At 67.4% G+C, this 23,673-nt stretch carries 27 protein-coding genes; 16 read left to right on the top strand and 11 right to left on the bottom strand.

The window, feature by feature from the left end; genetic code table 11:
* Positions 1 to 22: 22 nt before the first annotated feature.
* From Q0Q48_RS02975 to leuD, 11 genes are all read left to right on the top strand, one after another.
* Complete coding sequence (locus Q0Q48_RS02975; protein ID WP_295133687.1) at positions 23 to 904, top strand: polysaccharide deacetylase; 882 nt, start codon at positions 23 to 25, stop codon at positions 902 to 904.
* Between the two features lie 2 nt (positions 905 to 906).
* Entirely contained in the window at positions 907 to 1,236 is a 330-nt protein-coding gene (locus Q0Q48_RS02970; RefSeq protein WP_295133683.1) for a hypothetical protein, read from the top strand.
* Positions 1,229 to 2,224 carry a GTP-binding protein gene (locus Q0Q48_RS02965; protein WP_295133680.1) on the top strand — a complete coding sequence of 332 codons (996 nt, stop codon included), beginning with the start codon at positions 1,229 to 1,231 and terminating at the stop codon, positions 2,222 to 2,224. Before Q0Q48_RS02970 ends, Q0Q48_RS02965 begins: the two co-directional genes overlap by 8 nt.
* A 108-nt stretch (positions 2,225 to 2,332) precedes the next feature.
* On the top strand, positions 2,333 to 3,322 hold the full coding sequence (locus tag Q0Q48_RS02960) for an ABC transporter substrate-binding protein (protein WP_295133677.1): 990 nt from the start codon (positions 2,333 to 2,335) through the stop codon (positions 3,320 to 3,322).
* Positions 3,319 to 4,179 (top strand): ABC transporter ATP-binding protein, encoded by an 861-nt coding sequence (locus tag Q0Q48_RS02955; protein WP_295133673.1) that lies wholly within the window; start codon positions 3,319 to 3,321, stop codon positions 4,177 to 4,179. The genes Q0Q48_RS02960 and Q0Q48_RS02955 overlap by 4 nt, the downstream gene beginning before the upstream one ends.
* Positions 4,176 to 4,925, top strand: coding sequence for an ABC transporter permease (locus Q0Q48_RS02950; protein WP_295133670.1), 750 nt, complete (start codon positions 4,176 to 4,178; stop codon positions 4,923 to 4,925). The genes Q0Q48_RS02955 and Q0Q48_RS02950 overlap by 4 nt, the downstream gene beginning before the upstream one ends.
* Positions 4,922 to 5,701, top strand: coding sequence for an ABC transporter permease subunit (locus Q0Q48_RS02945; protein WP_295133667.1), 780 nt, complete (start codon positions 4,922 to 4,924; stop codon positions 5,699 to 5,701). The genes Q0Q48_RS02950 and Q0Q48_RS02945 overlap by 4 nt, the downstream gene beginning before the upstream one ends.
* A complete protein-coding gene (locus Q0Q48_RS02940) occupies positions 5,698 to 6,486 on the top strand; it encodes a GntR family transcriptional regulator (protein WP_295133664.1) in 789 nt (262 codons plus the stop codon). The genes Q0Q48_RS02945 and Q0Q48_RS02940 overlap by 4 nt, the downstream gene beginning before the upstream one ends.
* 14 nt (positions 6,487 to 6,500) lie before the next feature.
* Complete coding sequence (locus tag Q0Q48_RS02935) at positions 6,501 to 7,370, top strand: isocitrate lyase/PEP mutase family protein (protein WP_295133661.1); 870 nt, start codon at positions 6,501 to 6,503, stop codon at positions 7,368 to 7,370.
* Between the two features lie 32 nt (positions 7,371 to 7,402).
* The gene (gene leuC / locus Q0Q48_RS02930; protein WP_295133658.1) at positions 7,403 to 8,803 is read left to right on the top strand and encodes a 3-isopropylmalate dehydratase large subunit; all 1,401 of its coding nucleotides are present in this window, start codon (positions 7,403 to 7,405) and stop codon (positions 8,801 to 8,803) included.
* A 12-nt stretch (positions 8,804 to 8,815) separates the two neighbouring features.
* The gene (leuD, locus tag Q0Q48_RS02925) at positions 8,816 to 9,418 is read left to right on the top strand and encodes a 3-isopropylmalate dehydratase small subunit (protein ID WP_295133656.1); all 603 of its coding nucleotides are present in this window, start codon (positions 8,816 to 8,818) and stop codon (positions 9,416 to 9,418) included.
* A 9-nt stretch (positions 9,419 to 9,427) separates the two neighbouring features.
* On the opposite strand, the gene Q0Q48_RS02920 is transcribed toward leuD, so the two are convergent.
* The 8 genes from Q0Q48_RS02920 to Q0Q48_RS02885 form a co-directional block, all read right to left on the bottom strand.
* Positions 9,428 to 10,258, bottom strand: a complete 831-nt coding sequence (locus Q0Q48_RS02920) for a hypothetical protein (RefSeq protein ID WP_295133653.1) — start codon at positions 10,256 to 10,258, stop codon at positions 9,428 to 9,430.
* A 22-nt stretch (positions 10,259 to 10,280) separates the two neighbouring features.
* Entirely contained in the window at positions 10,281 to 10,922 is a 642-nt protein-coding gene (gene hisH, locus Q0Q48_RS02915; protein WP_295133650.1) for an imidazole glycerol phosphate synthase subunit HisH, read from the bottom strand.
* Between the two features lie 8 nt (positions 10,923 to 10,930).
* Positions 10,931 to 11,560 carry an imidazoleglycerol-phosphate dehydratase HisB gene (gene hisB / locus Q0Q48_RS02910; RefSeq protein WP_295133647.1) on the bottom strand — a complete coding sequence of 210 codons (630 nt, stop codon included), beginning with the start codon at positions 11,558 to 11,560 and terminating at the stop codon, positions 10,931 to 10,933.
* An 8-nt stretch (positions 11,561 to 11,568) separates the two neighbouring features.
* Positions 11,569 to 12,477 carry a DMT family transporter gene (locus Q0Q48_RS02905; RefSeq protein WP_295133644.1) on the bottom strand — a complete coding sequence of 303 codons (909 nt, stop codon included), beginning with the start codon at positions 12,475 to 12,477 and terminating at the stop codon, positions 11,569 to 11,571.
* A 206-nt stretch (positions 12,478 to 12,683) separates the two neighbouring features.
* Positions 12,684 to 13,955, bottom strand: a complete 1,272-nt coding sequence (locus Q0Q48_RS02900) for an acyl-CoA dehydrogenase family protein (RefSeq protein WP_295133641.1) — start codon at positions 13,953 to 13,955, stop codon at positions 12,684 to 12,686.
* 28 nt (positions 13,956 to 13,983) lie between these two features.
* Positions 13,984 to 15,237, bottom strand: coding sequence for a HAMP domain-containing sensor histidine kinase (locus tag Q0Q48_RS02895; RefSeq protein ID WP_295133639.1), 1,254 nt, complete (start codon positions 15,235 to 15,237; stop codon positions 13,984 to 13,986).
* A gap of 1 nt (position 15,238) precedes the next feature.
* The gene (locus Q0Q48_RS02890) at positions 15,239 to 15,931 is read right to left on the bottom strand and encodes a response regulator (protein WP_295133636.1); all 693 of its coding nucleotides are present in this window, start codon (positions 15,929 to 15,931) and stop codon (positions 15,239 to 15,241) included.
* 42 nt (positions 15,932 to 15,973) lie between these two features.
* Positions 15,974 to 16,441, bottom strand: coding sequence for a Spy/CpxP family protein refolding chaperone (locus Q0Q48_RS02885; RefSeq protein WP_295133633.1), 468 nt, complete (start codon positions 16,439 to 16,441; stop codon positions 15,974 to 15,976).
* 105 nt (positions 16,442 to 16,546) lie between these two features.
* Here Q0Q48_RS02885 and Q0Q48_RS02880 point away from each other — a divergent pair, with 105 nt between their 5' ends.
* Positions 16,547 to 17,095: a GNAT family N-acetyltransferase gene (locus Q0Q48_RS02880; RefSeq protein ID WP_295133631.1), complete on the top strand. Its 549-nt coding sequence runs from the start codon at positions 16,547 to 16,549 to the stop codon at positions 17,093 to 17,095.
* On the opposite strand, the gene hisN is transcribed toward Q0Q48_RS02880, so the two are convergent.
* Both hisN and Q0Q48_RS02870 read right to left on the bottom strand, forming a co-directional pair.
* Positions 17,062 to 17,832 carry a histidinol-phosphatase gene (hisN, locus tag Q0Q48_RS02875; RefSeq protein ID WP_295133628.1) on the bottom strand — a complete coding sequence of 257 codons (771 nt, stop codon included), beginning with the start codon at positions 17,830 to 17,832 and terminating at the stop codon, positions 17,062 to 17,064. The genes Q0Q48_RS02880 and hisN overlap by 34 nt on opposite strands.
* A complete protein-coding gene (locus Q0Q48_RS02870; protein ID WP_295133623.1) occupies positions 17,833 to 18,363 on the bottom strand; it encodes a cytochrome c family protein in 531 nt (176 codons plus the stop codon).
* Positions 18,364 to 18,537: 174 nt separating this feature from the next.
* On the opposite strand from Q0Q48_RS02870, the gene Q0Q48_RS02865 reads away from it, so the two are divergent.
* The 3 genes from Q0Q48_RS02865 to Q0Q48_RS02855 are packed head-to-tail and all read left to right on the top strand — an operon-like array spanning position 18,538 to position 21,037.
* Positions 18,538 to 19,446 carry a prephenate dehydratase gene (locus Q0Q48_RS02865; RefSeq protein WP_295133620.1) on the top strand — a complete coding sequence of 303 codons (909 nt, stop codon included), beginning with the start codon at positions 18,538 to 18,540 and terminating at the stop codon, positions 19,444 to 19,446.
* Between the two features lie 8 nt (positions 19,447 to 19,454).
* Positions 19,455 to 20,117 carry a ribulose-phosphate 3-epimerase gene (gene rpe, locus Q0Q48_RS02860; protein ID WP_295133617.1) on the top strand — a complete coding sequence of 221 codons (663 nt, stop codon included), beginning with the start codon at positions 19,455 to 19,457 and terminating at the stop codon, positions 20,115 to 20,117.
* Positions 20,114 to 21,037 (top strand): glutathione S-transferase family protein, encoded by a 924-nt coding sequence (locus tag Q0Q48_RS02855; RefSeq protein WP_295133614.1) that lies wholly within the window; start codon positions 20,114 to 20,116, stop codon positions 21,035 to 21,037. Before rpe ends, Q0Q48_RS02855 begins: the two co-directional genes overlap by 4 nt.
* On the opposite strand, the gene Q0Q48_RS02850 is transcribed toward Q0Q48_RS02855, so the two are convergent.
* Positions 21,034 to 21,927, bottom strand: coding sequence for a sugar phosphate isomerase/epimerase (locus tag Q0Q48_RS02850; protein WP_295133611.1), 894 nt, complete (start codon positions 21,925 to 21,927; stop codon positions 21,034 to 21,036). The two genes, Q0Q48_RS02855 and Q0Q48_RS02850, sit on opposite strands and share 4 nt — an antisense overlap.
* A 63-nt stretch (positions 21,928 to 21,990) precedes the next feature.
* Between Q0Q48_RS02850 and Q0Q48_RS02845 the strand changes: the two genes are divergently transcribed.
* Entirely contained in the window at positions 21,991 to 23,673 is a 1,683-nt protein-coding gene (locus tag Q0Q48_RS02845; protein ID WP_295133608.1) for a helicase HerA-like domain-containing protein, read from the top strand.

Raw genomic sequence — 23,673 nt, 5'->3', positions numbered from 1 at the left:
GTAAAAGCGAGGAGGAGCGACCATGGCCAAGGAAATTCTGTGCGGCTTCGGCGTCGACGTGGATGCGGTGGCGGGCTGGCTCGGTAGTTATGGCGGAGAGGATTCGCCCGACGACATCTCGCGCGGCCTGTTCGCGGGCGAGGTCGGTAGCCCGCGCCTGCTCAGGATGTTCGAGCGCCTGGGCATCAAGACGACCTGGTTCATTCCCGGCCATTCCATCGAGACCTTCCCAAAGGAGATGAAGGCGGTGGCCGATGCCGGCCATGAGATCGGCATCCATGGCTACAGCCACGAGAACCCGATCGCCATGACGCGCGAGCAGGAGACCGAGATCCTCGACAAGTGCATCGACCTGGTGACGCAACTCTCCGGCAAGCGGCCGACCGGCTACGTGGCGCCGTGGTGGGAATTCTCACCCGTCACCAACGAGCTGCTGCTGGAACGCGGCATCAAGTACGACCACTCGCTGATGCATCACGACCACCAGCCCTATTACGTGCGCGTGGGCGACGCCTGGACCAGGATCGACTATTCGAAGAAGCCGCGCGAATGGATGGTGCCGCTGCAGCGCGGCCACGAGACCGACCTGATCGAGATTCCGGCCAGCTGGTATCTCGATGACCTGCCGCCCATGATGTTCATCAAGAAGTCGCCCAACAGCCACGGCTTCGTGAACCCGCGCGACATCGAGGAGATGTGGCGCGACCAATTCGACTGGGTCTATCGCGAGTACGACCATGCGGTGTTCCCCATGACCATTCATCCCGACGTCTCGGGCCGGCCGCATGTGTTGATGATGCTGGAGCGGCTCTATCACTACATGGCGGGCCATCCCGGCGTGAAGTTCGTCACCATGAACGAGATGGCCGACGACTTCGCCAGGCGCTCGCCGCGCAACAAGTAGCGATGTGCGCGCTCTGCGGCGTGCTGGGCGGCGACGGCCACTGGACCGATGCGGCCCCGCGTCCCGGCGTGTTCACGCGCAATACCGACGGCTTGGCCCGGCGGCGCGAGCGCATGGCGAGAGTCGAGGCAGCCAATCGCATCCTCAAACTCTACGGCCTGTCACTTTCCGACTGGCAGGGCGCGTCGTTCGTGCTCTCGACGGCGACCGGCAGGACCGAGCTGGTCGACAATCTCGCCCATCTCTGGGCCACGGCCGAGAAACTCGCCGGGAGGCCCTGCGATCCGCTCGATCCCGCCGTGATCGCGCGCCTGCGGGACGGAAATGGATGACGTGCCGGCCTTCACGCCCGTCAACCTGATCACGGGCTTCCTGGGATCGGGCAAGACGACGTTGCTTCAACGGCTGCTGGACGATCCGGCGCTGGCCGACACGGCGGTGCTGATCAACGAGTTCGGCGAGGTCGGACTCGACCATCACCTGCTGGACCGGATCGACGACACCATGGTGCTGCTGCCGTCGGGCTGCCTGTGCTGCACGATCCGTGGCGAGTTGTCGACGGCGATCCGCGACCTGCACGGAAGGCGCGAGCGGGGCGAGGTGCCGTCCTTCCGGCGGCTGGCGGTCGAGAGCACGGGGCTCGCAGACCCCTTTCCCATCCTGTCGACCGTGCAGGCCGATCCGGTGCTGCGCCACCATTTCCGCTGGGGCAACGTCGTCACCACGATCGACGCGGTGAACGGAGGCTCTCAGCTCGATCGTCGCGTCGAAAGCGTGAAGCAGGCGGCCATCGCCGATCGGCTGGTCCTGACCAAGAGCGATCTCGTCACGGCCGCCGAGGCGGAGGCCCTGGTTTTGCGCCTACGCGCGATCAATCCATCGGCGCCACTGGTCCGCGCGGCCGAAGAGCCGATCGACGCCGATGCGCTGCTGGCGCACGATCTCTTCGCGACCGCGACCCGTGTGGAGGCGTCGCGTCGCTGGTTCGTCGAAGAGCCGGTGCAGCCGGCGCACGGCGCCGGCGTCCATGCGTTTGCACTCGCGCTCGACGAAGCCGTCGATTGGACGCGCTTCGGCCTGTGGCTGACCATGCTGCTCAACCGCCATGGCGAGAAGGTGCTGCGGGTGAAGGGCATGCTCGACGTCGAAGGCAGCGCGACGCCGGTCGCGATCCACGGCGTGCAGCATCTCGTGCATCCGCCGGTGCACATGGCCGCCTGGCCCGACGACGAACGCCGTTCACGACTGGTGTTCATCGTCGACGGCCTCGAACGTGCCGCGATCGAGGACTCCCTGCGGGCGTTTCTGCGCAGCGAATAGGGGCGCTGCCGCCGAATTGACTCGCTCCACCTCGAATGTCCTAATGTCATAACAATAGAAGAGCTGACGTCATGAGGCGTCGGCCACCATAATCCCCGGGAGGGAATGATGAGGGCTTTCAAGGCCGCCGTTCGTGCGTTCGCGTTTGCCAGTCTGGGCCTGCTGTCGGTCACGGCAGCGAGAGCCGAAGACATCGTCGTTACCCACTATGGTTCGCTTCTCTACGGCGTGCCCTATGCCATCGCGATGGAGAAGGGCTACTTCAAGGAAGCAGGCGTCGACGTGACGGGCATCCTGACCTCCAAGGGCGGCGGCACCAGCGTCCGCAACATGATGGCGGGCGACACGCTGTTCGCCGAGGTCGCGCTCCCGGCGGCGCTCAGCGCCATCAAGGAAGGCTTCAACATCAAGATCATCAGCGGCGGCACCAACGGCCGCAGCTCCTTCTGGGTCACGCGTCCGGGCGAGGCGATCGACAAACCGGCCGACCTCAAGGGCAAGCGCTTCGTCTATTCGCGGCCGAAGTCGGTCAGCGAGGCGATCACGCTCTCGGCGCTCAAGTCATGGGACATCACCGCGGCCGAGGTGAAGATGATCGCCATCGGCGATTTCGGCGCGGGCCTCACGGCGCTGGAGCACAGCAAGGTCGACGTCGCCATCATTCCCGAGCCGATCTACTCCCAGAAGGAGAAGGCCGGCACCAAGTACAAGACCTTGGGCTGGCTCGACGAGAAGCTGCCGGCCTATGCCCAGACGGTCGGCATCGCCACCGACGAGACGATCGCCAGGAACGGCGCGAAGCTGAAGGCGGTGATCGAGGCGCGACGCAAGGGCGTCGAGTTCCTGCACGCCAACCCCAAGGAAGCCGCCGAGATCGTCGCCAAGGCCTACAATCTGCCGCTCGACGTCACGACCAACGCCATCAATAACATCAAGAAGATGAACCCGACCTGGTGGAGCCGCGGCGAGCTCGCGATGCCGCTGATGCAGTCGATGGCCGACGCGCTGGGCTCGGTCGGCGCGCTGCAGCTCCCCGTCGACTGGAAGGCCGCGACCGACCCGCAGTTCGTGCCCGCTGCTGCGGCGAAGACACAATGATTGCCGGGGCGCCGCGACTGGCGGCGGTCGAAGACGAGGCCGCTCACAAGGTCCATGCGCGCCTCCAGGGCGTGACGCGCGTCTACCCGCCGCGCGCGGGCCATGGCGAGGTCCATGCCTTGGGGCCGATCTCCTTCGATCTCAGGGCCGGCGAATTCTTCAGCGTCGTCGGGCCATCGGGTTGCGGCAAGTCGACCCTGCTCGACGTGCTGGCGGGCCTTGCGGTACCGTCGGCCGGCACGGTCGAGTTCGAGGGAAAGCCGGTGCGTGGCGAGGTACCGGACGGTGTCGGTGTGGTGTTCCAGGAGGATGCCAGCTTCCCGTGGCTCACGGTCGAGGACAATGTGTCCTTCGGCCTGCGGCGCGCCGGTGTCGATGCGGCCGAGAGCAAGCGGCGCGTCGACTTCGCGCTGGGCTTCATGGGTTTGCGCGACTTCCGGCGGGCCTATCCCAGCCAGCTCTCCGGCGGCATGCGTCAGCGCGTCTGCATCGCGCGCACCCTGGTGATGCAGCCGCGCCTGATCCTGCTCGACGAGCCGTTCGGCGCGCTCGACCAGCAGACCCGCCTGCTGATGGGCGACGAACTGCTGCGCCTGTGGCGCGAAACCTCGGCCACCGTGCTGCTGATCACCCACGCGCTCGACGAGGCCAATCTCCTGTCGGATCGTATCGGCGTGATGTCGGCGCGGCCCGGCCGTTTCCTGGATATCGTCGAGACCGGCTGGCCGCGCGATCGCGATTCGCAGCTGGCGGAGCGATCCGATTTCGGTGCCGTCACGGCGCGCCTCTGGTCCTATCTGCGCGGCGAGTCGCTGCGCGCCCTCGGACAGGGCGCGCAGGCGACGGCGGCACGATGAGCAAGGCGGGCTGGATCCGCACCGTCGTGCTGGTGGGCGCCGTTGGTGCCCTCGAACTGGCGTGCCGGACAGGCGCGATCGCGCCCACCATGGTGATCGCGCCGTCGCAGATGGTGATGGCGCTGATCGAGACGCTGAAGTCGGACGAGATCGGCATGCACCTGCAGCACACGCTGTCGGCCGTGGCGATCGCCATGAGCATCGCCATCGTCGGCGGCTTCGTGATCGGCTTCGTCCTCAACTGGGTGCCGTTCCTGCGCCGCGCGTTCAGCCCGTTCCTGGCGGCCTATTACGCCATCCCGCACTTCGCCTTCTATCCGCTGCTGATCGTCATCTTCGGCCTGGGGCCGATTCCGCTGATCGTGCTGGCGACCTTGTTCGCCATGGTCGCGATGATCCTGGCCACGATGGCGGGTCTCGATCGCGTGCCGAGGGTGCTGCTCAGGACGGCGCGCATCCATCGCCTGTCGCTGATCGAGGAGATCTGGCGGGTCCGCCTGCCGGCGGCGGCGCCGCACATCCTGTCGGGCCTCAAGCTCGCCGTCGCCTATTCCTTCATCGGCGTGATCGCCGGCGAGTTCATCCTGTCGACCAGCGGCATCGGCCACGAGATCGCCTTCGCCTACGACAATTTCGACAATCGGCGCATGTACGCGCTGATCCTGTTCGTGCTGGGCATCGTCACCCTTTTCAACATGGCGGTCTTCGCCTGGGAGCGGCGCATGCTGCGCCGGCGCGGCGCGTGAGCGGCGGCCCGCTCTCGCTGCGCTCCTGGCGCGATCCCATCCTGGTCGCGATCTCGCTGGTCGCGCTGTGGCAGGTCCTGCATCAGATCGCGGGCGATTCGGCGGTGACGGCGCCGGCTCCGACCCTGGCCCATCTCTGGGAAATGATCGGGCAGGCGCGCTTCCTGCCGCACTTGCGCGAGACCGGCCTCGCCTTCCTGCAGGCGCTGGCCATCGCCTGCGGCGGCGGCGTGCTGATCGGCGTCGTGCTCGGCGGCCACAAGCTCACGGGCGAGGTCGCCGAACCGATCCTCGTGGCCCTCTATTCGGTGCCGAAGATCACGCTCTATCCGGTGATCCTCCTACTGTTCGGCCTCGGTATGCCGGCCAAGGTCGCCTTCGGCGCCCTGCACGGCATCATTCCGGTCGTGCTGTTCACCATGAACGCCGTGCGCAACGTCAACCGCACCTATCTTCGGGCCGGCCGCGCCATGCGCCTCACCCCGGTCCAGACCGGCTGGCACATCCTGATTCCCGCGACATTGCCCGAAATCTTCTCCGGCCTGCGCATCGGCTTCTCGCTCACCCTGCTTGGCACCATGCTGGGAGAGCTGTTCGCCTCCCAGCGCGGACTGGGCTTCCTGCTGATGACGGCGATCGACCTGCACGACGTGAAGACCATCCTGGCCATCGCCGTGCTGATCTCGGCCTTCGCCATCATCGCCAATGCCGCGCTGCTCGCCATAGATCGCCGCCTGCATCGCGGAGCGTCGCCGGAGGCTTCCGAGAAGTCATGAACAGGATCGCCGTCGCCCGCGAGATGGGCTCGCCTCTGCATCACCAGATCTACCTGGTGCTGGCCGACGGCATTTCGACCGGACGCTACGCCGAGGGCGAGCCTCTCCCGACCGAGGAGCAGCTCACCCGGATGTTCAGCGTCTCGCGCATCACGGTCCGCCGCGCCATGGCCAGCCTGCAGGATGCCGGGCTGATTGAACGCGGCGCCGGCCGGCGCACGATCGTGCGGCCCCAGATCGGCCGGCCGATGCACCTGGCCATGAATTCCGTCATCGAGAACATCGTGGCCTACGGCACCGAGACCGACGCCAGGGTCATCGAGTTCGGCTACGTCGAGGCGCGCGGCGTCGTGCGCGAGCAACTGTGGCAGGCCACGGAGAAGCCGGTGCAGCGGGCGGTGCGCGTGCGTTCGCACGAGGGCGTGCCGATCATGCACCTCACGAGCTATGTGCCCGAGGCGCTGGGCAGGACCTTTACCGCCGCCGACCTCGGCCGCGTCTCGCTGTTCCAGCTGCTGGCGCGGGCCGATGCCCATCTTGCCCGCGGCGAGCAGGTCGTGTCGGCGACCCTGGCCGATCCCACCGTCGCGTCACGTCTCGGCGTCAAGGTCGGTGCGGCGCTGATCGACATGCGTCGTCTGGTGTTCGACCAGAAGGGCCGTGCCGTCGAATATCTCGAGATGCTGGCCATCCCCGACCGCATGACCATGCGCATGGAACTCGGCTCCGGTCAGCTCGCATCCTCGACGACCCAACGGAAGCCGTCGCGAAACAACCGCAAGTGAGAGAGGAAGCCCCGATGTCCAACGCCGCCAATTTCCGCAACCTGTTGTCTTCCGGGAAGATGATCGTGGCGCCCGGCGCCATCGACTGCATCACCGGCCGTGCCATTGCCCAGGCGGGATTCTCCGCCGCCTACATGACCGGCGCCGGCACCTCGGCGACCCTGGGCTATCCCGACTACGGTCTCATCACCATGAGCGAGATGGTGGGCAATGCCGGCCGGATCGCCAATTCGATCGACATCCCGCTGATCAGCGACAGCGACACCGGCTTCGGCAACGAGTTGAACGTGTTCCGCACGGTTCAGGAGTTCGAACGTGCCGGCGTCGCGGCGATCCACATCGAGGACCAGGTATTCCCGAAGAAGTGCGGCCATCTCGACAACAAGGAGCTGGTCAGCCGCGAGGATTTCATCGCCAAGATCCGCGCCGCCTCGGCGGCCCGCAAGTCGAGGGACTTCTGCATCATCGCCCGTACCGATTCACGCGCCGTCGCCGGCCTCGACGAGGCTGTAGAGCGCGCCAACGCGGCGCTGGTCAATGGCGCCGACGTGGCCTTCGTAGAGGCGCCGCAGACCATGGAAGAGATCGAGTCCGTGCCGAAGCGGGTCAACGGCCCGTGCCTGCTGAACGTCGTGCGCGGCGGCAAGACACCGGAGATCGATCTCGATGTCGCCGAACGCATGGGCTACGCCATCGCCATCGTCCCCGGCCTGCTGCTGGGCGGCATCATCCAGACCTGCGACCGGCTGCTCGGCGACCTGAAGCAGGGCAAGTTCCCGCCGGTCACCGGCTCGCCCGGCAAGACCTTCGCTCGATTCGGCGCCGCCGAATGGGACGAGCGCCGCACAGCCTTCCGCGACCCGATCAAGGCCGCGGCCGAGTAATCAATCTCGTACGACTTTCATGGAGGAAGTGCATGGCCGCCGCGCGCACGATGTTCGAGAAGATCTGGCAGCGTCATGTGGTCGTCGATCGCGACGACGGCTATACGCTCCTCTACATCGACCGCCATCTGATGCATGACGGTTCGGCGGCAGGCTTCGCCAAGCTGCGCGAGCGCAACATGAAACTGCGCCGCCCCGACCGCGGCTTCGCGACGCCCGACCACTATGTCCGCAGCGACAGTCGTGCGATCGCCGACATCGCCGATCCGCACCACCGCAAGCTGGTCGAGCAGATTCGCACCAACACGGCGGAAAGCGGAGTCACGCTGTTCGATCTCGGCGACGAGCGTCAGGGGATCGCCCATGTCGTCGGCCCGGAGCAGGGCGTCACCCAGCCGGGTCTCACCCTGGTCTGCGGTGATTCGCATACCTCCACCCACGGCGCACTGGGCGCACTGGCCTTCGGCATCGGCTCGTCGGAAGTGGCGCACGTCATGGCCACGCAGTGCCTATGGCAGCGCAAGCCCAAGGCGATGCGGATCAGCGTCGACGGGACCCTGGGCGACGGCATCACGGCCAAGGACGTGATCCTCGCCATCATTGCCCGGATCGGCACCGCGGGCGCCGTCGGTCACGTCATCGAATATGCCGGCAGTGCGATCCGCGGCCTGTCGATCGAAGGGCGGCTGACGGTCTGCAACATGTCGATCGAGGCCGGCGGCCGGGCCGGCATGGTTGCGCCCGACGACACGACCATCGCCTATCTCAAGGGCCGGCCCTTCGCGCCCAAGGCGGCCGAATGGGACAAGGCCGTCGCTTTCTGGCGCACCGTGCCCAGCGACGAGGGCGCCATTTTCGACCGCGAGGTCAGCCTCGACGCCACGTCGATCACGCCCATGGTCACCTGGGGCACCAGTCCCGAGGATGCGCTGTCGATCACTGGCCGCATCCCCGAGCCCTCGACGGCGCCCGACACCGCCAAGAAGGAAAGCATGAAGCGGGCGCTGGACTACATGGGCCTGGTGCCGGGCACGCCGCTCGAGCAGGTGCCCGTCGATCGCGTCTTCATCGGCTCCTGTACCAACAGCCGCATCGAGGATCTGCGCGCCGCCGCCAAGGTCGCGAAGGGCCGCAAGGCCGTGATTCCGTCCTGGGTGGTCGCGGGCTCGGGCCTGGTGAAGAAGCAGGCGGAAGCCGAGGGGCTGGACAGGATCTTCGTCGAGGCGGGCTTCGAATGGCGCGAGCCCGGCTGCTCGATGTGCGTCGGCATGAATGGCGATACCGGCAAGCCGCAGCAGCGCATCGCCTCGACCTCGAACCGCAACTTCATCGGCCGTCAGGGACCCGGGGTGCGGACGCATCTCGTCAGCCCGGCGATGGCGGTGGCTGCCGCCGTTTCCGGCCATTTCGCCGACGTCCGCAAGCTGGCCTGAGGGAGGATCGTCATGGAAGCTTTCACCACACTCGATGCCGTCGCCATCCCGATCGACCAGCCCAACCTCGATACCGACCAGATCATCCCGGCGCGCTTCCTCGGCAAGCCCCGGGACCTGCAGGTCGGCGCCCTGTTCCACGACCTGCGCTACACGCCCGACAAGGCGCCGCGGCCGGAGTTCGTGACCAACATGCCGGCCTTCGCCGGTGCGAAGATCGTCGTGGCCGAACGCAACTTCGCCTGCGGTTCCTCGCGCGAGAACGCCGTCACGGTGATGGTCGACAACGGCCTGCGTGCCTTCATCGCCCCGAGCTTCGGCGATATCTTCTTCAACAACTGCTTCCAGAACGGCGCCTTGCCGATCCGGATCGACGCCGCGCGCGCGGCCGAACTGCGGCAGCTGCTGCACGCCTCGCCCGGCGCGCGAATCAGCATCGATCTCGCCGCCCAGACCGTGACCGGCCCGGACGGCAGGATCGACCGGTTCGAGATCGATTCCTTCCGCAAGGACTGCCTGCTGCAGGGCGCCGACGAGGTCAGCCTGACCCTGAGCTACGACAAGGACATCAAGGCCTTCGAGGCCAAACAGCGCCAGGAGATGAGCTGGCTGTAGCGCTGCGGACTACTTTGCCGGCCCGAAGCCCTGCAGCGTCCAGACGAGCGGGCCGGGATCGATGCGGACCTCGCCGGTCTGCGGCCGGTCGATGTCGACGATCAGCACGATGGCGAGCGTCCAGACGCCGAGCAGCAGCACGGACAGTCCCGGCTGGCGGCTGCCCACCAGGCCGAAACCGTAGCCCACCGCGCCGACGGCGAAGACCGAGACCGTCAGCAGCAGCCGCAGGATGTACGGTGGCACGTGCGTGTTGAAGTTGCGCCGGTTGGTCAGCGACAGGTCGATCATCTCGTTGAGCGAGGACAGGAGCAGCCCCGAGATTGGTGTGGGCGCCCGCTCCGCCACGCCGCGGGCGATGGTCCACATCTCGGACTGCAGGCGGTTCGAGCGCTCCAGCAGGCCTTCGTCGATTTTTACTGGATCCGAGCTGCCGGCCACGATCGCGATGCGCACCTCGGTGTACTCGCGCAGCAGTCGCTGCAGCGCCTCGCCCTCTGTGTTGGTGGTTCCGACCGTCGCCCGCAGCCAGGCGGTGCCGATGGCATTGGCCTCGGCGAGGACCGAGTCGCGGCGCTGCTGGTAGCGCTCCGAGGCCATGGAAAGGGAAACCCCGAGCAGGAACGCAAGCAGGCCCATCATGCCCGCCGTGGCGAAGTTGACGGAGGACTTCTCTCCGTCGGTTGGCGTGTGCCGGCGCGCGACGAACTTGCCGAACTGGACGCCGAATTCGAGCGACGCCAGCAGGAGCAGCAGGATGAAGAGACCGGCGAGGTGGAGGTCGCCTTTGGCAAGGCCCTGGAAAAAGCCGATCAGCCAGTCGAAGGGGCCGAGGGACATGCTTCGAAATTCCCGGCGGAGCTCAGGGTTTCCAGCGCAGGAAGTTGGCGATCAGCCGCAAGCCCGTCGCCTGGCTCTTCTCGGGATGGAACTGTGTGCCCGCGAGATTGTCGCGGCCGACGACGGCGGTGACCGGCCCGCCATAGTCGGTCCGCGCCAGCACCGTCTCCGGCTGGCTGGCCGCGAGCTGGAAGGAATGCACGAAGTAGGCATGGGCGCGCGGCGCGATGCCCTCTAGCAGGGCGTGCGGCCTGAGGTCGATCAGCTCGTTCCAGCCCATGTGCGGGATCTTGAGATGGTCCTTGCCGGGTTCGATGCGCACCACGTCGCCGGCGATCCAGTCGAGCCCGGCATGGATACCGTATTCGACGCCGCGCGTGGCCATGAGCTGCATGCCGACGCAGATGCCGAGGAACGGCTTGCCGCGCTCGATGACCTCGCGCTGCAGGGTATCGACCATGCCCGGTACGGCGTAGAGGCCGGCCCGGCAGTCGGCGAAGGCACCGACGCCCGGCAGCACGATGCGGTCGGCGGCGGCGACCTCGGCGGGTGACGAGGTCACCAGCACGCGCTCATGCGTGCCGGCCTCGCGTGCGGCCCGTTCGAAGGCCTTGGCGGCCGAGCGCAGGTTGCCCGACCCGTAATCGACGATGGCAACGGTCATGCTGGGACCTACAGCACGCCCTTGGTGCTGGGCACGGCCGTCGTCTGGCGCGGGTCGATCTCGACCGCGACGCGCAACGCCCGGGCGATGCCCTTGAAGCAGGTCTCGACGATATGGTGGTTGTTCTCGCCGTAGTGGTTCCACACGTGCAGCGTCAGGCCGCCGAGCTGGGCAAAGGCCTGGAACCACTCCTTGAACAGCTCGGTGTCCATCGTGCCGAGCTTGTCCCGGGTGAAGTTCACCTTCCAGATCAGGTAGGGCCGGTTCGACACGTCGAGTGCCACCTCGGTCAGCGTCTCGTCCATCGGGATGGTGGCGCTGCCGTAGCGGCGGATGCCCTTGCGGTCGCCCAATGCCTTGGACAGGCACTCGCCCAGCACGATGCCGGTGTCTTCCGTCGTGTGGTGATAGTCGATGTGCAGGTCGCCCTCGGCGCGCAGCGTGATGTCGATCAGGCTGTGGCGCGAGAGCTGCTCCAGCATATGGTCGAGGAAGCCGATGCCGGTCTTGATGTCGTAGACGCCGGTGCCGTCCAGGTTGATGGCGGCGGAGATGCGGGTTTCCTTGGTCGCACGGTCCACGGACGCACGTCGTCCGCCGCTGCCGGGCGTCGTCAGGAGGGTCGGGGTCGAAACCATGGGGAGGTTCATACAGGAACGCGGGCGGCCCGGTCGAGCGCCACACGCGTCAGAATGACGCCGGCCAGCACGATCAGCCCGCCCAGCACGCGGGCGCCGGTCAGGGGATCGCCGAAGAAGGCGGCCGACAGGCCGACCCCGGCGACGGGGATCAGGTACATGTAGACCATGACCCGGCTGACCCCCAGCCGGTCGAGCCCGGCCGTCAGGCCGAGGAAGGCGACGCCCACCGGGAAGATGGCGGTGTAGAGCCAGAAACTCGTCAGCTTCTCATCGAGCCGGGCGAACTCCGACAGCGAATCGAAGACGAGAGCGATGGGCACCAACACCAGCGATCCGAACAGCGTCGTCCAGGCCATGACCGGCAGCGCGCCCAGCCGCTGATTATAAGGCGCGCAGCGTTCGACATAGAGCGCCCAGGCGAAGGCCGAGAGCATCCAGAGAAGCGTGCCGTCCAGGCTGCCGAACGACAGGGTGACTCTGTCGAGGCTGTTGTTCACCACCAGCACGACGCCTGCGAAGGCCAGCGCGATGCCGGCCCAGCCCAGCGCCGGCAGCCGCCGCCCGCCGAACCAGGCGAGGATCGCGGAGAAGGCAGTGGTGGTGGTCATCACGATCGAGCCGACGCTCGGCGCCGTGCGCGTCATGGCCAGCCCCCAGCAGGCCTGGAACAGCGTGACGCCGATCAGCGACAGCAGGAACAGCGGCAGCCAGTCGCGCCGCGCCAGCCCAAGCGGCCGGCGCATCAGGGTCATGGCGGCAAACAGGAAGAGGCTGGCGACCAGGTAGCGCGAGCCGCTGTAGAGCAGCGGGCTCATGACCTGGAGCACGTCCTTGGCGAAAGGATAGCTCGATCCCATCAGCATCGCCGTGCCGAACATGACGAGGTCGCCGGTGTAACGGCGCTCAGCTTTCACGCGGTCCTCAGTCCTCTCCGCCCGCGTAGCGGGGGGAGAGGAAGGGGACCCGCGCGAAGCGCGGGGGAGGTGAGGTGGGTCTTCGACTTCTCATCCCGCATATCTCGCATGGACGCGGCACCACCTCACCTTCCCATTGCTATGCAATGGGCCCCTTCCTCTCCCCCACGTCATGGCGGAGAGGACATCTGAGGTGGATGATCGATTTACGACTTCGCTGCCGTCGCCGTCTTCTGCGCGCCCCAGAAGCCGAACAGGGCGCCGGCGACCCTGCGGATCTGGATTTCCTCGGAGCCCTCGGTGATGCGGTAGCGGCGGTGGTGGCGGTAGATGTGCTCGAACGGGGTGTGGCGCGAGTAGCCGACGCCGCCATGGACCTGCATGGCGCGGTCGGCGGCGTCGCAGACCAGCCGGTTGGCGCGGTAGTTCGACATCGCCACCCATTCGCTCACCTGCATGTGGTGCTGATGGTCGAGATGCCACGCCGTCTTGCGGACCAGGCCGCGCGTCATCTCGGCCTCGGTGTGCAGCTCCGCCAGCGGGAACTGGATCGCCTGGTTGGTCGCCAGCGCCTTGCCGAATACCTTGCGGTTCTTCGCGTAGGCCACCGACAGGTCGATGCAGTATTGCGCGGCGCCGAGGCTCGAGGCGGCCTGGCGAATGCGGTTCTCGTGCACGAAGGTCTGCGCCACGTCGAGGCCGCGGCCTTCCTCGCCCAGCATGGTCGAGCCCGGCACGGTGACGTTCGTGAGCGATACTTCGGCATGGTCGGACGGCATGTTGAACGTCCACCACATGTATTCGATCTTGAAGCCTGGGCTCTTCACCGGCACCAGGAACGCCGAGATGCCGCGCGCATCGCCGGCCTTGCCCGAGGTGCGCGCAAAGACGAGGTCGACGGTCGCGGTGTGCATGCCGGTGTTGAACCGCTTCATGCCGTTGATCACCCAGTCGGTGCCCTGCCTGGTCGCGGTCGTTTCCATGAAGGTGGCGTCGGAGCCGTGCAGCGGCTCGGTGAGACCGAAGCCGATGCGCTCGGTGCCCTTGAACATGCCCTCGATGTAGCGATCCTTCTGCTCCTGCGTGCCGAAGCGGTGCAGCAGCAGGGCCACCGGGAAGTTGCCGACGATCGAGCTCTCGTTCTGCAGGTCGTTGTGCAGGCCGAGACCCTTATGCGCGAGATGTTCGCGGATGATCGCCATCGCAAGGTTGGACCCGTCCTTGCCGCCCAGCGCCTTCGGGAGGCCGAAGCGCAGGTGGCCGGCCTTGTCGGCGCGCCGCTTCATCTCGGCCAGCAGTTCCTCCCACTCATGCCGCGGCTGGCCGTCATTGTCCCAGTCGGTGCGCGCATGCTCGCGGCGATGGTCGAAGAAGCGGATATTGTCGTTCTCGCGCTCCAGCGGCCGGATCTCGCGCTCGATGAACTCGTCAAGCTCGACCAGATAGGCCGCGATCTCCGCGGGAATGTTGAAATCCATGAGCTGCTCCTCCGTTTGGCGGAGGAGTTTACGCGGCCGGCAGGTCGACCCGGAAGCAGCTGCCGCCGCCTTCTGCCGCAAGGCAAACCGCGTCGCCGCCGTGGCGGCGCGCGATGTCGAGGACCAGGGCGAGGCCGAGGCCGCTGCCGCGACCGCTCTCGGCCGCGCCGGCCATGCGATAGAAGGGCTCGAAGATGCGCTGTCGCTCGGCCTCGGGCACGCCGGGCCCGCGGTCGGTGACCTCGAGCACGGCGCAGTCGGAGTCGCGCTTCACCGAAACCTCGATCGGCGTGCCGCCGCCGTAGCGCTGCGCGTTCTCGACGAGGTTGCGGACGAGGCGGCGCAGCAGCGTGCGGTCGCCGGAGACCGTCACCGGCTCGCCGTCCACCTCGACGTCGTAGTGCGAGGCTTCCTCGGCGGCCAGCGCCAGCAGGTCGACCGGTTCGCGCCGTTCGAGGGTGGGCAACGCCTCCAGCCGGCTGGCCAGCAGGATCTGCTCGATCAGCTGGTCGAGCTCGGCCACGTCGCGCTTCAGCGATTCGCGCGTCTTGGGATCGGCGGCGTCGCCCAGCAACGAGGCCGCGACCGAGATGCGCGTGAGCGGCGTGCGCAGCTCGTGGCTGGCGTTGGCCAGCAGCAGCCGGTGGGCGGCGACCAGCTCCTCGATGCGCTCGGCCGAGCGGTTGAAGCTCGCGGCCAGCGCGGCCAGCTCGTCGCGGCCCTCGACCTTCACGCGGGCACTGAGATCGCCGCCGCCCAGCCGGTCGACGCCGGCCTTGAGCCGTTCCAGCCGCCGGCTGAGACCGCGGACGACCGGGAAGGAGGCGATCGCGACGGCGACGGCGACGAGGCCCAGCGCCGCGGCAATCCAGAAGATCGGATTCGGCCGCTCGCGCACCTGGCGCGCGACCAGCCAGCGGCCATCCGGAAGTTGCAGAACGAAGTTCGGGCCACCGGGGGCGCGCCGCCAGCCGGTGCGGGCGCGCATGGGATCGAAGCGCGGCGGCGGCTTGCCGGCCATGGCGATCATGTCGCCGTCGGGCTCGTAGAGCGCGATGTCGAAACGCAGCTTGCGCTGCAGCCCCTCGATCGCGCGCTGCTGTTCAGGCCGCGGCGCGGTGGCGTCCGGCAGCAGCGCGCCGGTCAGCTCGGCGGCAACGTCGAGATACTGCGGCGTGCGATTGTCGTCGTCCGCCACCCGCCACAGCAGCACCGCCGCGCCGACGAAAACCGCCAGGATCACGAGGATGGTGACGTAGAACTGGAGGTAGAGGCGTTGCACGTCAGCGATCCTGGTCCCTGGCGAAGACGTAGCCGGTGCCGCGTAGCGTCAGGATGCGGCGCGGCTTCTTCGGATCGTCCTCGATGGCGGCGCGGATGCGGCTGATGTGGACGTCGACCGAGCGGTCGAAGGCTTCGAGCTTCTCGCCCTTCAGCACGTCCATCAGCGCGTCGCGCGACAGCACGCGGCCGGCGCGCTCGGCCAGCGCCAGCAGCAGCGCGAACTGGTAGGAGGTGATGCTGCGCTCCTCGCCGTCGACCCGCACGACACGGGCGCCCTTGTCGATCTCGAGGCGGCCGAAGCGCAGCACGTCCGACTTCGGCGCGGCCGTGCCCTTGCGGCGCAGGATGGCGCGCAGGCGGGCCTGCAGCTCGCGCGGTTCGAAGGGCTTGGCGAGATAGTCGTCGGCGCCCAGCTCGAGACCGACGACCCGGTCCATCGGCTCGCCGCGCGCGGTCAGCATCAGGATCGGAACGTCGCTGGTGCCGCGCAGGCGGCGGCACAGGTCGAGTCCGTCGGCATCGGGCAGCATGAGGTCGAGGATGACCGCGTCGAAGGTCTCGCGCTTGAGCTGCGCCTCGCCGTCGCGGCCGGTGTTGGCGACCGTCACGCGAAAGCCCGCCCCGCCGAGATAGTCCGAAACCATCCCGGCGAGGCGGTCGTCGTCGTCGATCATCAGGATGCGCTCGGCCATGGGCTCAGTATCCGACCGGCGCAGCCCCGATGTCATCCGCCGTCAGCCCTTCCGCGGGCCGTGCTTGTGGTCGTTCCAGGTCTTGAAGAAGGCCTGGCGCTGGCTGGCGTTCAGCACGTTGCCGGCATCGGTCAGCGCCTTGGTGAAGCGCTTCGAGCTCTCGTCCGCGATCTTCATCTGCTCGACACGGATCTGCTCGATCTTCGCCGGGTCGATGGTCGGGGCCTCGAGTGCCGCGCGCATCGCGGCGCGGTTCTCGGTGCGCTTGGCGTGCAGGGGCTTCATGTCAGCGAACGCGGCCTGCAGGATGCCGACGATCTGCTTCTTCTGGTCCTGGGTCGCATCGGTTCCGTTCAGCGCCTTATCGACGCGCTTCTCGATGCGCTCCTGGAACTTGGCCGGATCGACCGACCCGCCGTCCGCCCGGGCAAAGGCCGGCATGCCGGCAGTCGCCGCGAGGCTGCCCGCGAGGAGGGCGGCCATTACCGTCTTGATGCTGAGGTTCGTCATGTCTGTCTCCATCTGGTTCGGGTTGCTGTCCCCGTGAAACCAAGATGGAGCGTCCCGGTTTCCCGCCCATCTCGCGCCGGTAAAGTTGTGTAAAGTGCCCCGACCATGACGATCGTGACGACCGAGCGCCTTTCGCTCAGGCCCCTGCTGCCCGCCGATGCCGAAGATTACGCAGCGATGCGCTTTCATCCCGATGTGGCCCGGTGGCTGCCGCCCGCGCCGGGCCAGGTGCAGGAAGGCGATTTCGTGGCGGCGGCCCACGCCGCGATCGAGCGCTTCGCCGTTTCCTGGCAGGAACGCCGCTACGCGCCCTGGGGTGTGTTCCGCGGCGGGAGGCTGATCGGCCATGCCGGACTGAACTTCATCGAGCAGTTCGACGGGGTCGAGGTGCTGTGGTCGCTGCATCCAGAGGCCCAGGGCCAGGGCTATGCGACGGAAGCGGCGCGCGCCGCGCTGGCCTACGGTTTCGAGACGCTGGAACTCGACTATATCTTCGCGATCACGCTGGAGGAGAACCGCGCGTCACGGGCCGTGATGGAGCGGATCGGCCTCACCTACCGCAAGCGGGTCGACTACAAGGGCTTCACCGACATCGTCTGGTACGACGTCGACCGTGCGACCTATGCCGAGAGGATGCCCAGCGCAGCGCGGTGAACCGCGGGATCGCCGGCGGCGACGACGGCTCCGTTCGACTGCATGTCGAGCGCCTTGCCCTTCCAGTCGGTGATCGTGCCACCCGCGCCGGTGATGACCGGAATGAGCGCGGCATAGTCGTAGAGCTTGAGGTCGGCCTCGACGACCAGATCGACATGGCCGGCGGCCAGCAGGCCGTAGGCGTAGCAATCGCCACCCCAGCGGAAGAGCTTCACCTTCTCGGTGAGCGCCTGATGCGGTTTGGCATAGCCCTCGGCGAACATGCCGGGCGCGGTCGAATACATGTAGGCGCTGGCGAGGCCCGCACAGGCGCGCACCGAGATCGGCTTGCCGTTGAGGGTCGAGCGCTCGCCGTCGACGCCCAGCCAGCGCTCCTGCAGGATCGGCTGGTCGATGATGCCGAGCACCGGCTTGCCGCGGTGGAACAGGCCGATCAGCGTGCCGAACAGCGGCAGGCCCGTGATGAAGGCCTTGGTGCCGTCGATCGGGTCGAGCACCCAGACATACTCGGCGTCGGTTCGGACCGCGCCATGCTCCTCGCCGAACACGCCATGGTCGGGGACGTGGCGGCTGAGCAGCTCGCGCATCGCCGTCTCCGCTTCGCGGTCGGCGATGGTGACGGGGCTCAGGTCGGACTTGTCGTCGACCGTGACGCCGGTGCGGAAGTAGCGGGCCGCGATCGGCCGGGCGGCGTCGGCAAGCTGGTTGGCCAGCCCGACGAGGGTCGGCGGAACCACTTAGGGAAGCGGTGCGGGCGTGTCGGCCATGGTGCGGAGATACGCGATCACGTCGGCGCGATCCTGCTCCTTGGGAAGGCCGGCGAACGCCATCTTCGTGCCGCGCACATAGGCATTCGGCTTGAAGATCATATGGTCGATGTCCTCATAGCTCCAGTCGCCACCCTTGGCGCTCAGAGCCGAGGAGTAGCCGAAGCCGGCGTGGCTGGCCTTGGGCCGGTTGACCACGCCCCACAGGTTGGGGCCGACCTTGTTAGCGCCACCCTTGTCGACCGTGTGGCAGGAGAAGCACTGCTTCTGGAAGAGGGCCTTGCCCGCATCGACGTTGGCGCCGGCGAGCTTCGGACCGATCGGCGGAATATCGGCGGCGGCCGGGGCCGCAGCGGTCTGCGTCGGCGCATCGTCGGAGACGGCGAGCACCGGCTTGTCCAGCTTGTGCGGATGCACGACGGCATTGGAGACCTTGCCGACCACCATTGCGAAGAGGGCGGAAGCCAAAACGCAGCCTGCGATCGTGTTGAAACTGGCCATATCAAATCCCGAAGCGGCAAATTCTACGGACGCTGCTGTAGCACGCCCGCACGGCCGCCAGTAGTATTCCATGATGACCGGCAGATCGCGCGGCGGAACGTCGCAAGTGCCGGATATTACGAGGTTTTTCGCTTATCGGTGGGCCTCGGAACGGGACACGGGAGAGTTCGGCAAATGGCAAAAGGTCGGGGCGAGAAGCGGCTGGGCAAGGCCGTCGCCAGCAACATCATCGCCTTCCAGGGCGAACCCGGCGCCAATTCCGATATGGCCTGCCGGGCGGCCTTTCCCTACATGACGACCCTGCCGTGCCCGACCTTCGACGCCGCCATGGGCGCCGTCCAGGCCGGCAAGGCGGAACTGGCCATCATTCCGGTCGAGAACTCGATCGCCGGCCGCGTCGCGGACCTGCACAGTCTGTTGCCGCATACGAAGCTCAAGATCGTGGGTGAGCATTTCCAGCGGGTCGAGCATTGCCTGGTCGCCCTGCCGGGGGCGTCGCTGAAGTCCATCCGGACGGTCAAGAGCCACGTCCAGGCGCTGGCGCAGTGCCGCAACTTCCTCCGGAAGCACCGGCTGCAGCCGGTGGTTCACGCCGATACCGCCGGTGCCGCGCGCGAGATCGCCGACATCGGCGACGCCAGCGTCGGCGCCATCGCCTCCTCGCTGGCCGCCCGCATCTACGACCTCAAGGTGCTGGCCAGGAACATCGAGGACGCCGACCACAACACCACGCGCATGCTGGTCTTCTCGCGCGAGGAGGTCGATCCTGACTGGCGCACCGTGCAGTGCATGACGGCCTTCCTGTTCCGGGTGAAGAGCCGCCCGGCGGCGCTCTACAAGGCGCTGGGCGGGTTCGCGACCAACGGGGTCAACATGGTGAAGCTGGAAAGCTACCTGTCCGGCGCCCGCTTCGAGCAGGCGCTGTTCTACGCCGAGGTCGAGGGCCATCCCGAGCAGCGCAACGTGCTGCTGGCGCTGGAGGAACTGGGCTTCTTCTCCGAGGAACTGAAGATGCTGGGCTCCTTCCCGGCCAATCCCTTCCGGCGCAAGGGCTGGGAAGCCCCGACCCGCCCCGGTACCTGAGGCCTTTCATGTCGCAACAGCCCGTCCGCATCGCCCCCTCCATCCTGTCGGCGGATTTCGCCGCGCTCGGCCGCGAGGTCGAGGCGATCTCCGAAGCCGGCGCCGACTGGATCCATGTCGACGTCATGGACGGGCATTTCGTGCCCAACCTCACGATCGGCCCGATGGTGGTGAAGGCACTGCGCAAGCACAGCCGGCAGCCGTTCGACGTGCATCTCATGATCTCGCCGGTCGATCCGCTGGTGCCGGCCTATGTCGACGCCGGCGCCGACGTGATCTCGTTCCATCCCGAGGCGGGGCCGCACGTCCATCGCACGATCCAGCTCATCAAGGGTCTCGGACGGAAGGCCGGCGCGGTGCTCAATCCGGCGACGCCGCTTTCCGCCATCGAGCATGTGCTGGGCGATCTCGACCTCGTCCTGGTGATGAGCGTCAATCCGGGGTTCGGCGGACAGGCCTTCATCGAGAGCCAGCTCGCCAAGATCGCCGCCCTGCGCAAGGCGATCGACGCCCTGGGCAAGCCGATCGATCTCGAGGTCGACGGAGGCGTCAACGTCGAGACGGCGAAGCGCTGCATAAAGGCCGGCGCCGACGTCCTCGTTGCCGGCACCGCCGTGTTCACCGGCGGTCCCGAACGCTACGCCGCCAACATCGAGGCCCTGCGCTCATGAGCGACATGATCCTGCACCACTATCCGAACTCGCCCTTCTCGGAGAAGGTGCGCATCGCCTTCGGCCTCAAGAAGGCGGCGTGGAAGTCGGTCGTGATCCCCAACATGCTGCCCAAGCCCGACCTGATGCCGCTGACCGGCGGCTATCGCAAGACACCGGTGATGCAGGTCGGGGCCGACATCTACTGCGACACGCAGTTGATCATGCTCGAGATCGAGAAGCGCGCGCCGACTCCGCCGCTCTTGCCCAAGGGCAGGGAAGGCGAGGCGAGGGCGCTCGCCATGTGGATCGACCGAAACATCTTCTGGGCGGCGGTCGGCGTCGTCATGGGCGCTCTCGGCGACAAGTTGCCGGAGGCGTTTCTCAAGGATCGCAGCGCCTTCTCGGGCCGCTCCTTCGACGCGGCCGCGCTGAAGGCCGCCGCGCCGATGGCGCTGCAGCAGACCTACGCCCAGCTTGTGATGGCCGAGCAGATGCTGGCCGACGGAAGGCCTTATCTCCTCGGAGACGCAGCGTGCCTGGCCGACTGCGCGCTCTACAATCCCGTGTGGTTCATCAAGGAGCGGATGGGCGGTGGTAAGCCGGTCGCGCCGCTCGACCGGCTGCCTCTTATCACGGCGTGGTCGGAGCGCATGAAGGCCCTCGGGAGCGGAAAGCCGACGGAAATCGCTGCGGCCGATGCGCTGGGTATCGCGAAGGCCGCAACGCCCGAGGCTACCGGCGTCGTGGCAGACGATCCCAGCGGCCTGAAGGCGGGCCAGGTGGTCAGCGTCACGCCCGACGATACCGGCAAGGTGCCGGTGAGCGGTGCGCTGGTGGGACTGACGACCGACCGCGTCTCGATCCAGCGTCACGACGATCAGGTCGGCGACGTGGTGGTCCATTTCCCCCGCGCCGGCTTCGTCATCACGCCGGCTTAGACGACCTCGACGCCGATCTCGGCGGCGATGCGGCGGAGGGCCGTGACGGAGCGGGCCGTCGCGTTGCGGCCGTCCTGCGGGCAGTGCGTCTCGATGCTGGCGTGGATCTCCCGGACCGGGTTGCGGGTCTTGGCCGCCTCGGTCAGCAATCGCGTGAGTTCCCTGGCCCATGGAACGTCCCCGTCGCCCAGTGGCACGGTGCGTCTTGCCGAGATGTCGCGATCCTTGAGATGGATGAGGTCGACCAGAGGCGCCAGCGCGGCGATCTCGGCATCGGTCGGCGGGGCGCCCATCGACCAGGCATTGCCGATATCGACCAGAGGGCGCAGCTGTACCGGCGTCGCGTTGGGCGCCATGGCCTCTTCCATCGCGCTGAAGAAGCCGGCGAGTTCGCCAAGGGAGCCGATGTTGCAGACCGGTTCGTTCTCGATCTCGACGTTGATGGAATAGGAGAGGGCGAGATCGGCCAGCCGCTCGAGCGGTCCAAAAAGATCGGCCGGTTCATAGCCGGGATAGCGCAGGTGGCTGAAGACGCGGATCTTTTCGGCGCCGAAGACGGTGGCCATGTCGAAGGCGTGCACCAGCGGATCGTCGGCGGGGCACTTGGCCGGATCGAAGGCAAAGTCGACCGTGCCCTCCCCATGTCCCTTGCCGGGCGCCGGCCACTTCAGCAGCGGCGAGACGAAGGTCGGAACCGTGAGGCCGGCCTGCTCGATCCGGCGCGCGATCGCGCTGCCTTCCTTGAGCGACATGCCGAGCAGGTTCTTTCCACTCACCGTGCGCATGTCGAGGCGCCGCACCTCGTGTTCGCCGCAGAAGGAGATCATTTCGTCGAGGGAGGGGCCGATTTCGTCGCCGATCACGGCGAGGGCGAGACGGGGCAGGGACATGCGGCTAACCTACTATGGAGCGGCCGCCCTGGCTAAGTTGGCGGCCGATGCAAGGGAGACGGCATGAGCGACGACGCGATCTTCGTGGGAGCAAGCGAGGCCGACCAGTATCTCCTGCTGAAGTATGCCAACCGCCATGGCCTGGTGGCCGGTGCGACCGGCACGGGCAAGACCGTCACGCTACAGACCATCGCCGAGGGGTTCTCCGCCTATGGCGTGCCGGTCTTCATGGCCGACGTGAAGGGCGACCTGTCCGGAGTGAGCCAGCCCGGCGGCGACAATCCACGGGCGCTCGAGCGCGCGAAGCAGCTCGGCATCGACGGCTATGCCGGGCGCGCCTTCCCGACGATCTTCTGGGACCTGTTCGGCGAGAAGGGCCATCCGATCCGCACGACGGTGAGCGAAGTGGGGCCGGTGCTGATGGCCCGCCTGCTCCAGCTCAACGAAACGCAGGAAGGCGTGCTCAACATCGTCTTCAGGATCGCCGACCAGCAGGGCCTGCTGCTGCTCGACTTCAAGGACCTCCAGGCGCTGCTGCAATGGGTCGCCGAGAATGCCGGCACACTGACGACGGAATTCGGCAATGTCAGCAAGGCGTCGGTCGGTACCATCCAGCGCCAGCTCCTGACGCTCAGCCAGCAGGGCGGCGAGCGGTTCTTTGGCGAGCCGGCCCTCGTGCTGACCGACATGATGCGCTGCGATGCGTCGGGCCGCGGCATGATCAACATCCTGGCCGCGGACCGGCTGATGCAGAGCCCGCGCCTCTACGCGACCTTCCTGCTGTGGCTGCTGTCCGAACTCTTCGAATCGCTGCCCGAGGTGGGCGATCTCGACAAGCCGAAGTTCGTGTTCTTCTTCGACGAGGCGCATCTGCTATTCGATGACGCACCGAAGGCATTGCTGTCGCGCATCGAGCAGGTCGTGCGGCTGATCCGTTCGAAGGGCGTCGGCATCTACTTCATCACGCAGAATCCGCTCGACGTGCCGGAGTCGGTCCTCGGCCAGCTCGGCAACCGGGTGCAGCATGCGCTGCGCGCCTTCACGCCGCGCGACCAGAAGGCGGTGAAGGTGGCGGCCGAGACGTTCCGCCCGAACAAGGCCTTCAACGCCGCACAGGTCATCACCGAGCTTGGTGTGGGCGAGGCGCTGCTCTCGTTCCTCGACGCCAAGGGCGTGCCGTTCCCGGTCGAGCGCTGCTTCATCGCGCCGCCGCAGGGCCGCATCGGGCCGGCGACGGCGGAGGAGCGCGCGGCCGTGACGGCGGCGAGTCCGCTCGCCGGGAAGTACGACAGGGTCGTCGATCGCCAGTCGGCCTATGAAGTGCTGACCGGCCGTGTCGCTGCAACGCCGCCTGCTCAGGCGCCAACCGACGCCGCATCGCGCCGCCGCGGACAGTATGGATCGGTGCCGCCTACTGTGCCCGCCAAGACCGGGCCATGGGGACCTCGTTCGGAAGAGCCGCCACCTGAAGTCGAGCAGCCAATCCAGTCGGCGCCGCGGCCCGAGCCGCGCCTCAAGAAGGCCCAGCCCCAATCACCCGCGCCGGAACCGAAGAAGGTGCCGGCCGGCCGCCAGCGCGACTCCGTCGGCATCACGGTCGCCAAGGCGGCGGGGCGCAGCATGGCCACTATCGCCGCGCGCGAGGCGGCCAAGGCCGTGTTCGGCAAGGGCAAAGCGGCATCGATCGGCGCCACCGTCGGGGGCGCCGTGTTGCGCGGTGTGCTGGGTTCGATCCTGAGAGGCTGA

Source organism: uncultured Reyranella sp., from assembly GCF_945957355.1.
In the GTDB taxonomy this organism is placed as follows: domain Bacteria; phylum Pseudomonadota; class Alphaproteobacteria; order Reyranellales; family Reyranellaceae; genus Reyranella.
This window is presented reverse-complemented; position numbering and strand designations above follow the sequence as displayed.

What these genes read in the sequence shown, in the direction of transcription:
- Q0Q48_RS02975 (WP_295133687.1), top strand. Translation starts at nt 23, where the DNA reads ATGGCCAAGGAAATTCTGTGCGGCTTCGGCGTCGACGTGGATGCGGTG.
- Q0Q48_RS02970 (WP_295133683.1), top strand. Translation starts at nt 907, where the DNA reads ATGTGCGCGCTCTGCGGCGTGCTGGGCGGCGACGGCCACTGGACCGAT.
- Q0Q48_RS02965 (WP_295133680.1), top strand. Translation starts at nt 1,229, where the DNA reads ATGGATGACGTGCCGGCCTTCACGCCCGTCAACCTGATCACGGGCTTC.
- Q0Q48_RS02960 (WP_295133677.1), top strand. Translation starts at nt 2,333, where the DNA reads ATGAGGGCTTTCAAGGCCGCCGTTCGTGCGTTCGCGTTTGCCAGTCTG.
- Q0Q48_RS02955 (WP_295133673.1), top strand. Translation starts at nt 3,319, where the DNA reads ATGATTGCCGGGGCGCCGCGACTGGCGGCGGTCGAAGACGAGGCCGCT.
- Q0Q48_RS02950 (WP_295133670.1), top strand. Translation starts at nt 4,176, where the DNA reads ATGAGCAAGGCGGGCTGGATCCGCACCGTCGTGCTGGTGGGCGCCGTT.
- Q0Q48_RS02940 (WP_295133664.1), top strand. Translation starts at nt 5,698, where the DNA reads ATGAACAGGATCGCCGTCGCCCGCGAGATGGGCTCGCCTCTGCATCAC.
- Q0Q48_RS02935 (WP_295133661.1), top strand. Translation starts at nt 6,501, where the DNA reads ATGTCCAACGCCGCCAATTTCCGCAACCTGTTGTCTTCCGGGAAGATG.
- leuC (WP_295133658.1), top strand. Translation starts at nt 7,403, where the DNA reads ATGGCCGCCGCGCGCACGATGTTCGAGAAGATCTGGCAGCGTCATGTG.
- leuD (WP_295133656.1), top strand. Translation starts at nt 8,816, where the DNA reads ATGGAAGCTTTCACCACACTCGATGCCGTCGCCATCCCGATCGACCAG.
- Q0Q48_RS02920 (WP_295133653.1), bottom strand. Translation starts at nt 10,258, where the DNA reads ATGTCCCTCGGCCCCTTCGACTGGCTGATCGGCTTTTTCCAGGGCCTT.
- hisH (WP_295133650.1), bottom strand. Translation starts at nt 10,922, where the DNA reads ATGACCGTTGCCATCGTCGATTACGGGTCGGGCAACCTGCGCTCGGCC.
- hisB (WP_295133647.1), bottom strand. Translation starts at nt 11,560, where the DNA reads ATGGTTTCGACCCCGACCCTCCTGACGACGCCCGGCAGCGGCGGACGA.
- Q0Q48_RS02900 (WP_295133641.1), bottom strand. Translation starts at nt 13,955, where the DNA reads ATGGATTTCAACATTCCCGCGGAGATCGCGGCCTATCTGGTCGAGCTT.
- Q0Q48_RS02890 (WP_295133636.1), bottom strand. Translation starts at nt 15,931, where the DNA reads ATGGCCGAGCGCATCCTGATGATCGACGACGACGACCGCCTCGCCGGG.
- Q0Q48_RS02885 (WP_295133633.1), bottom strand. Translation starts at nt 16,441, where the DNA reads ATGACGAACCTCAGCATCAAGACGGTAATGGCCGCCCTCCTCGCGGGC.
- Q0Q48_RS02880 (WP_295133631.1), top strand. Translation starts at nt 16,547, where the DNA reads ATGACGATCGTGACGACCGAGCGCCTTTCGCTCAGGCCCCTGCTGCCC.
- Q0Q48_RS02870 (WP_295133623.1), bottom strand. Translation starts at nt 18,363, where the DNA reads ATGGCCAGTTTCAACACGATCGCAGGCTGCGTTTTGGCTTCCGCCCTC.
- Q0Q48_RS02865 (WP_295133620.1), top strand. Translation starts at nt 18,538, where the DNA reads ATGGCAAAAGGTCGGGGCGAGAAGCGGCTGGGCAAGGCCGTCGCCAGC.
- rpe (WP_295133617.1), top strand. Translation starts at nt 19,455, where the DNA reads ATGTCGCAACAGCCCGTCCGCATCGCCCCCTCCATCCTGTCGGCGGAT.
- Q0Q48_RS02855 (WP_295133614.1), top strand. Translation starts at nt 20,114, where the DNA reads ATGAGCGACATGATCCTGCACCACTATCCGAACTCGCCCTTCTCGGAG.
- Q0Q48_RS02850 (WP_295133611.1), bottom strand. Translation starts at nt 21,927, where the DNA reads ATGTCCCTGCCCCGTCTCGCCCTCGCCGTGATCGGCGACGAAATCGGC.
- Q0Q48_RS02845 (WP_295133608.1), top strand. Translation starts at nt 21,991, where the DNA reads ATGAGCGACGACGCGATCTTCGTGGGAGCAAGCGAGGCCGACCAGTAT.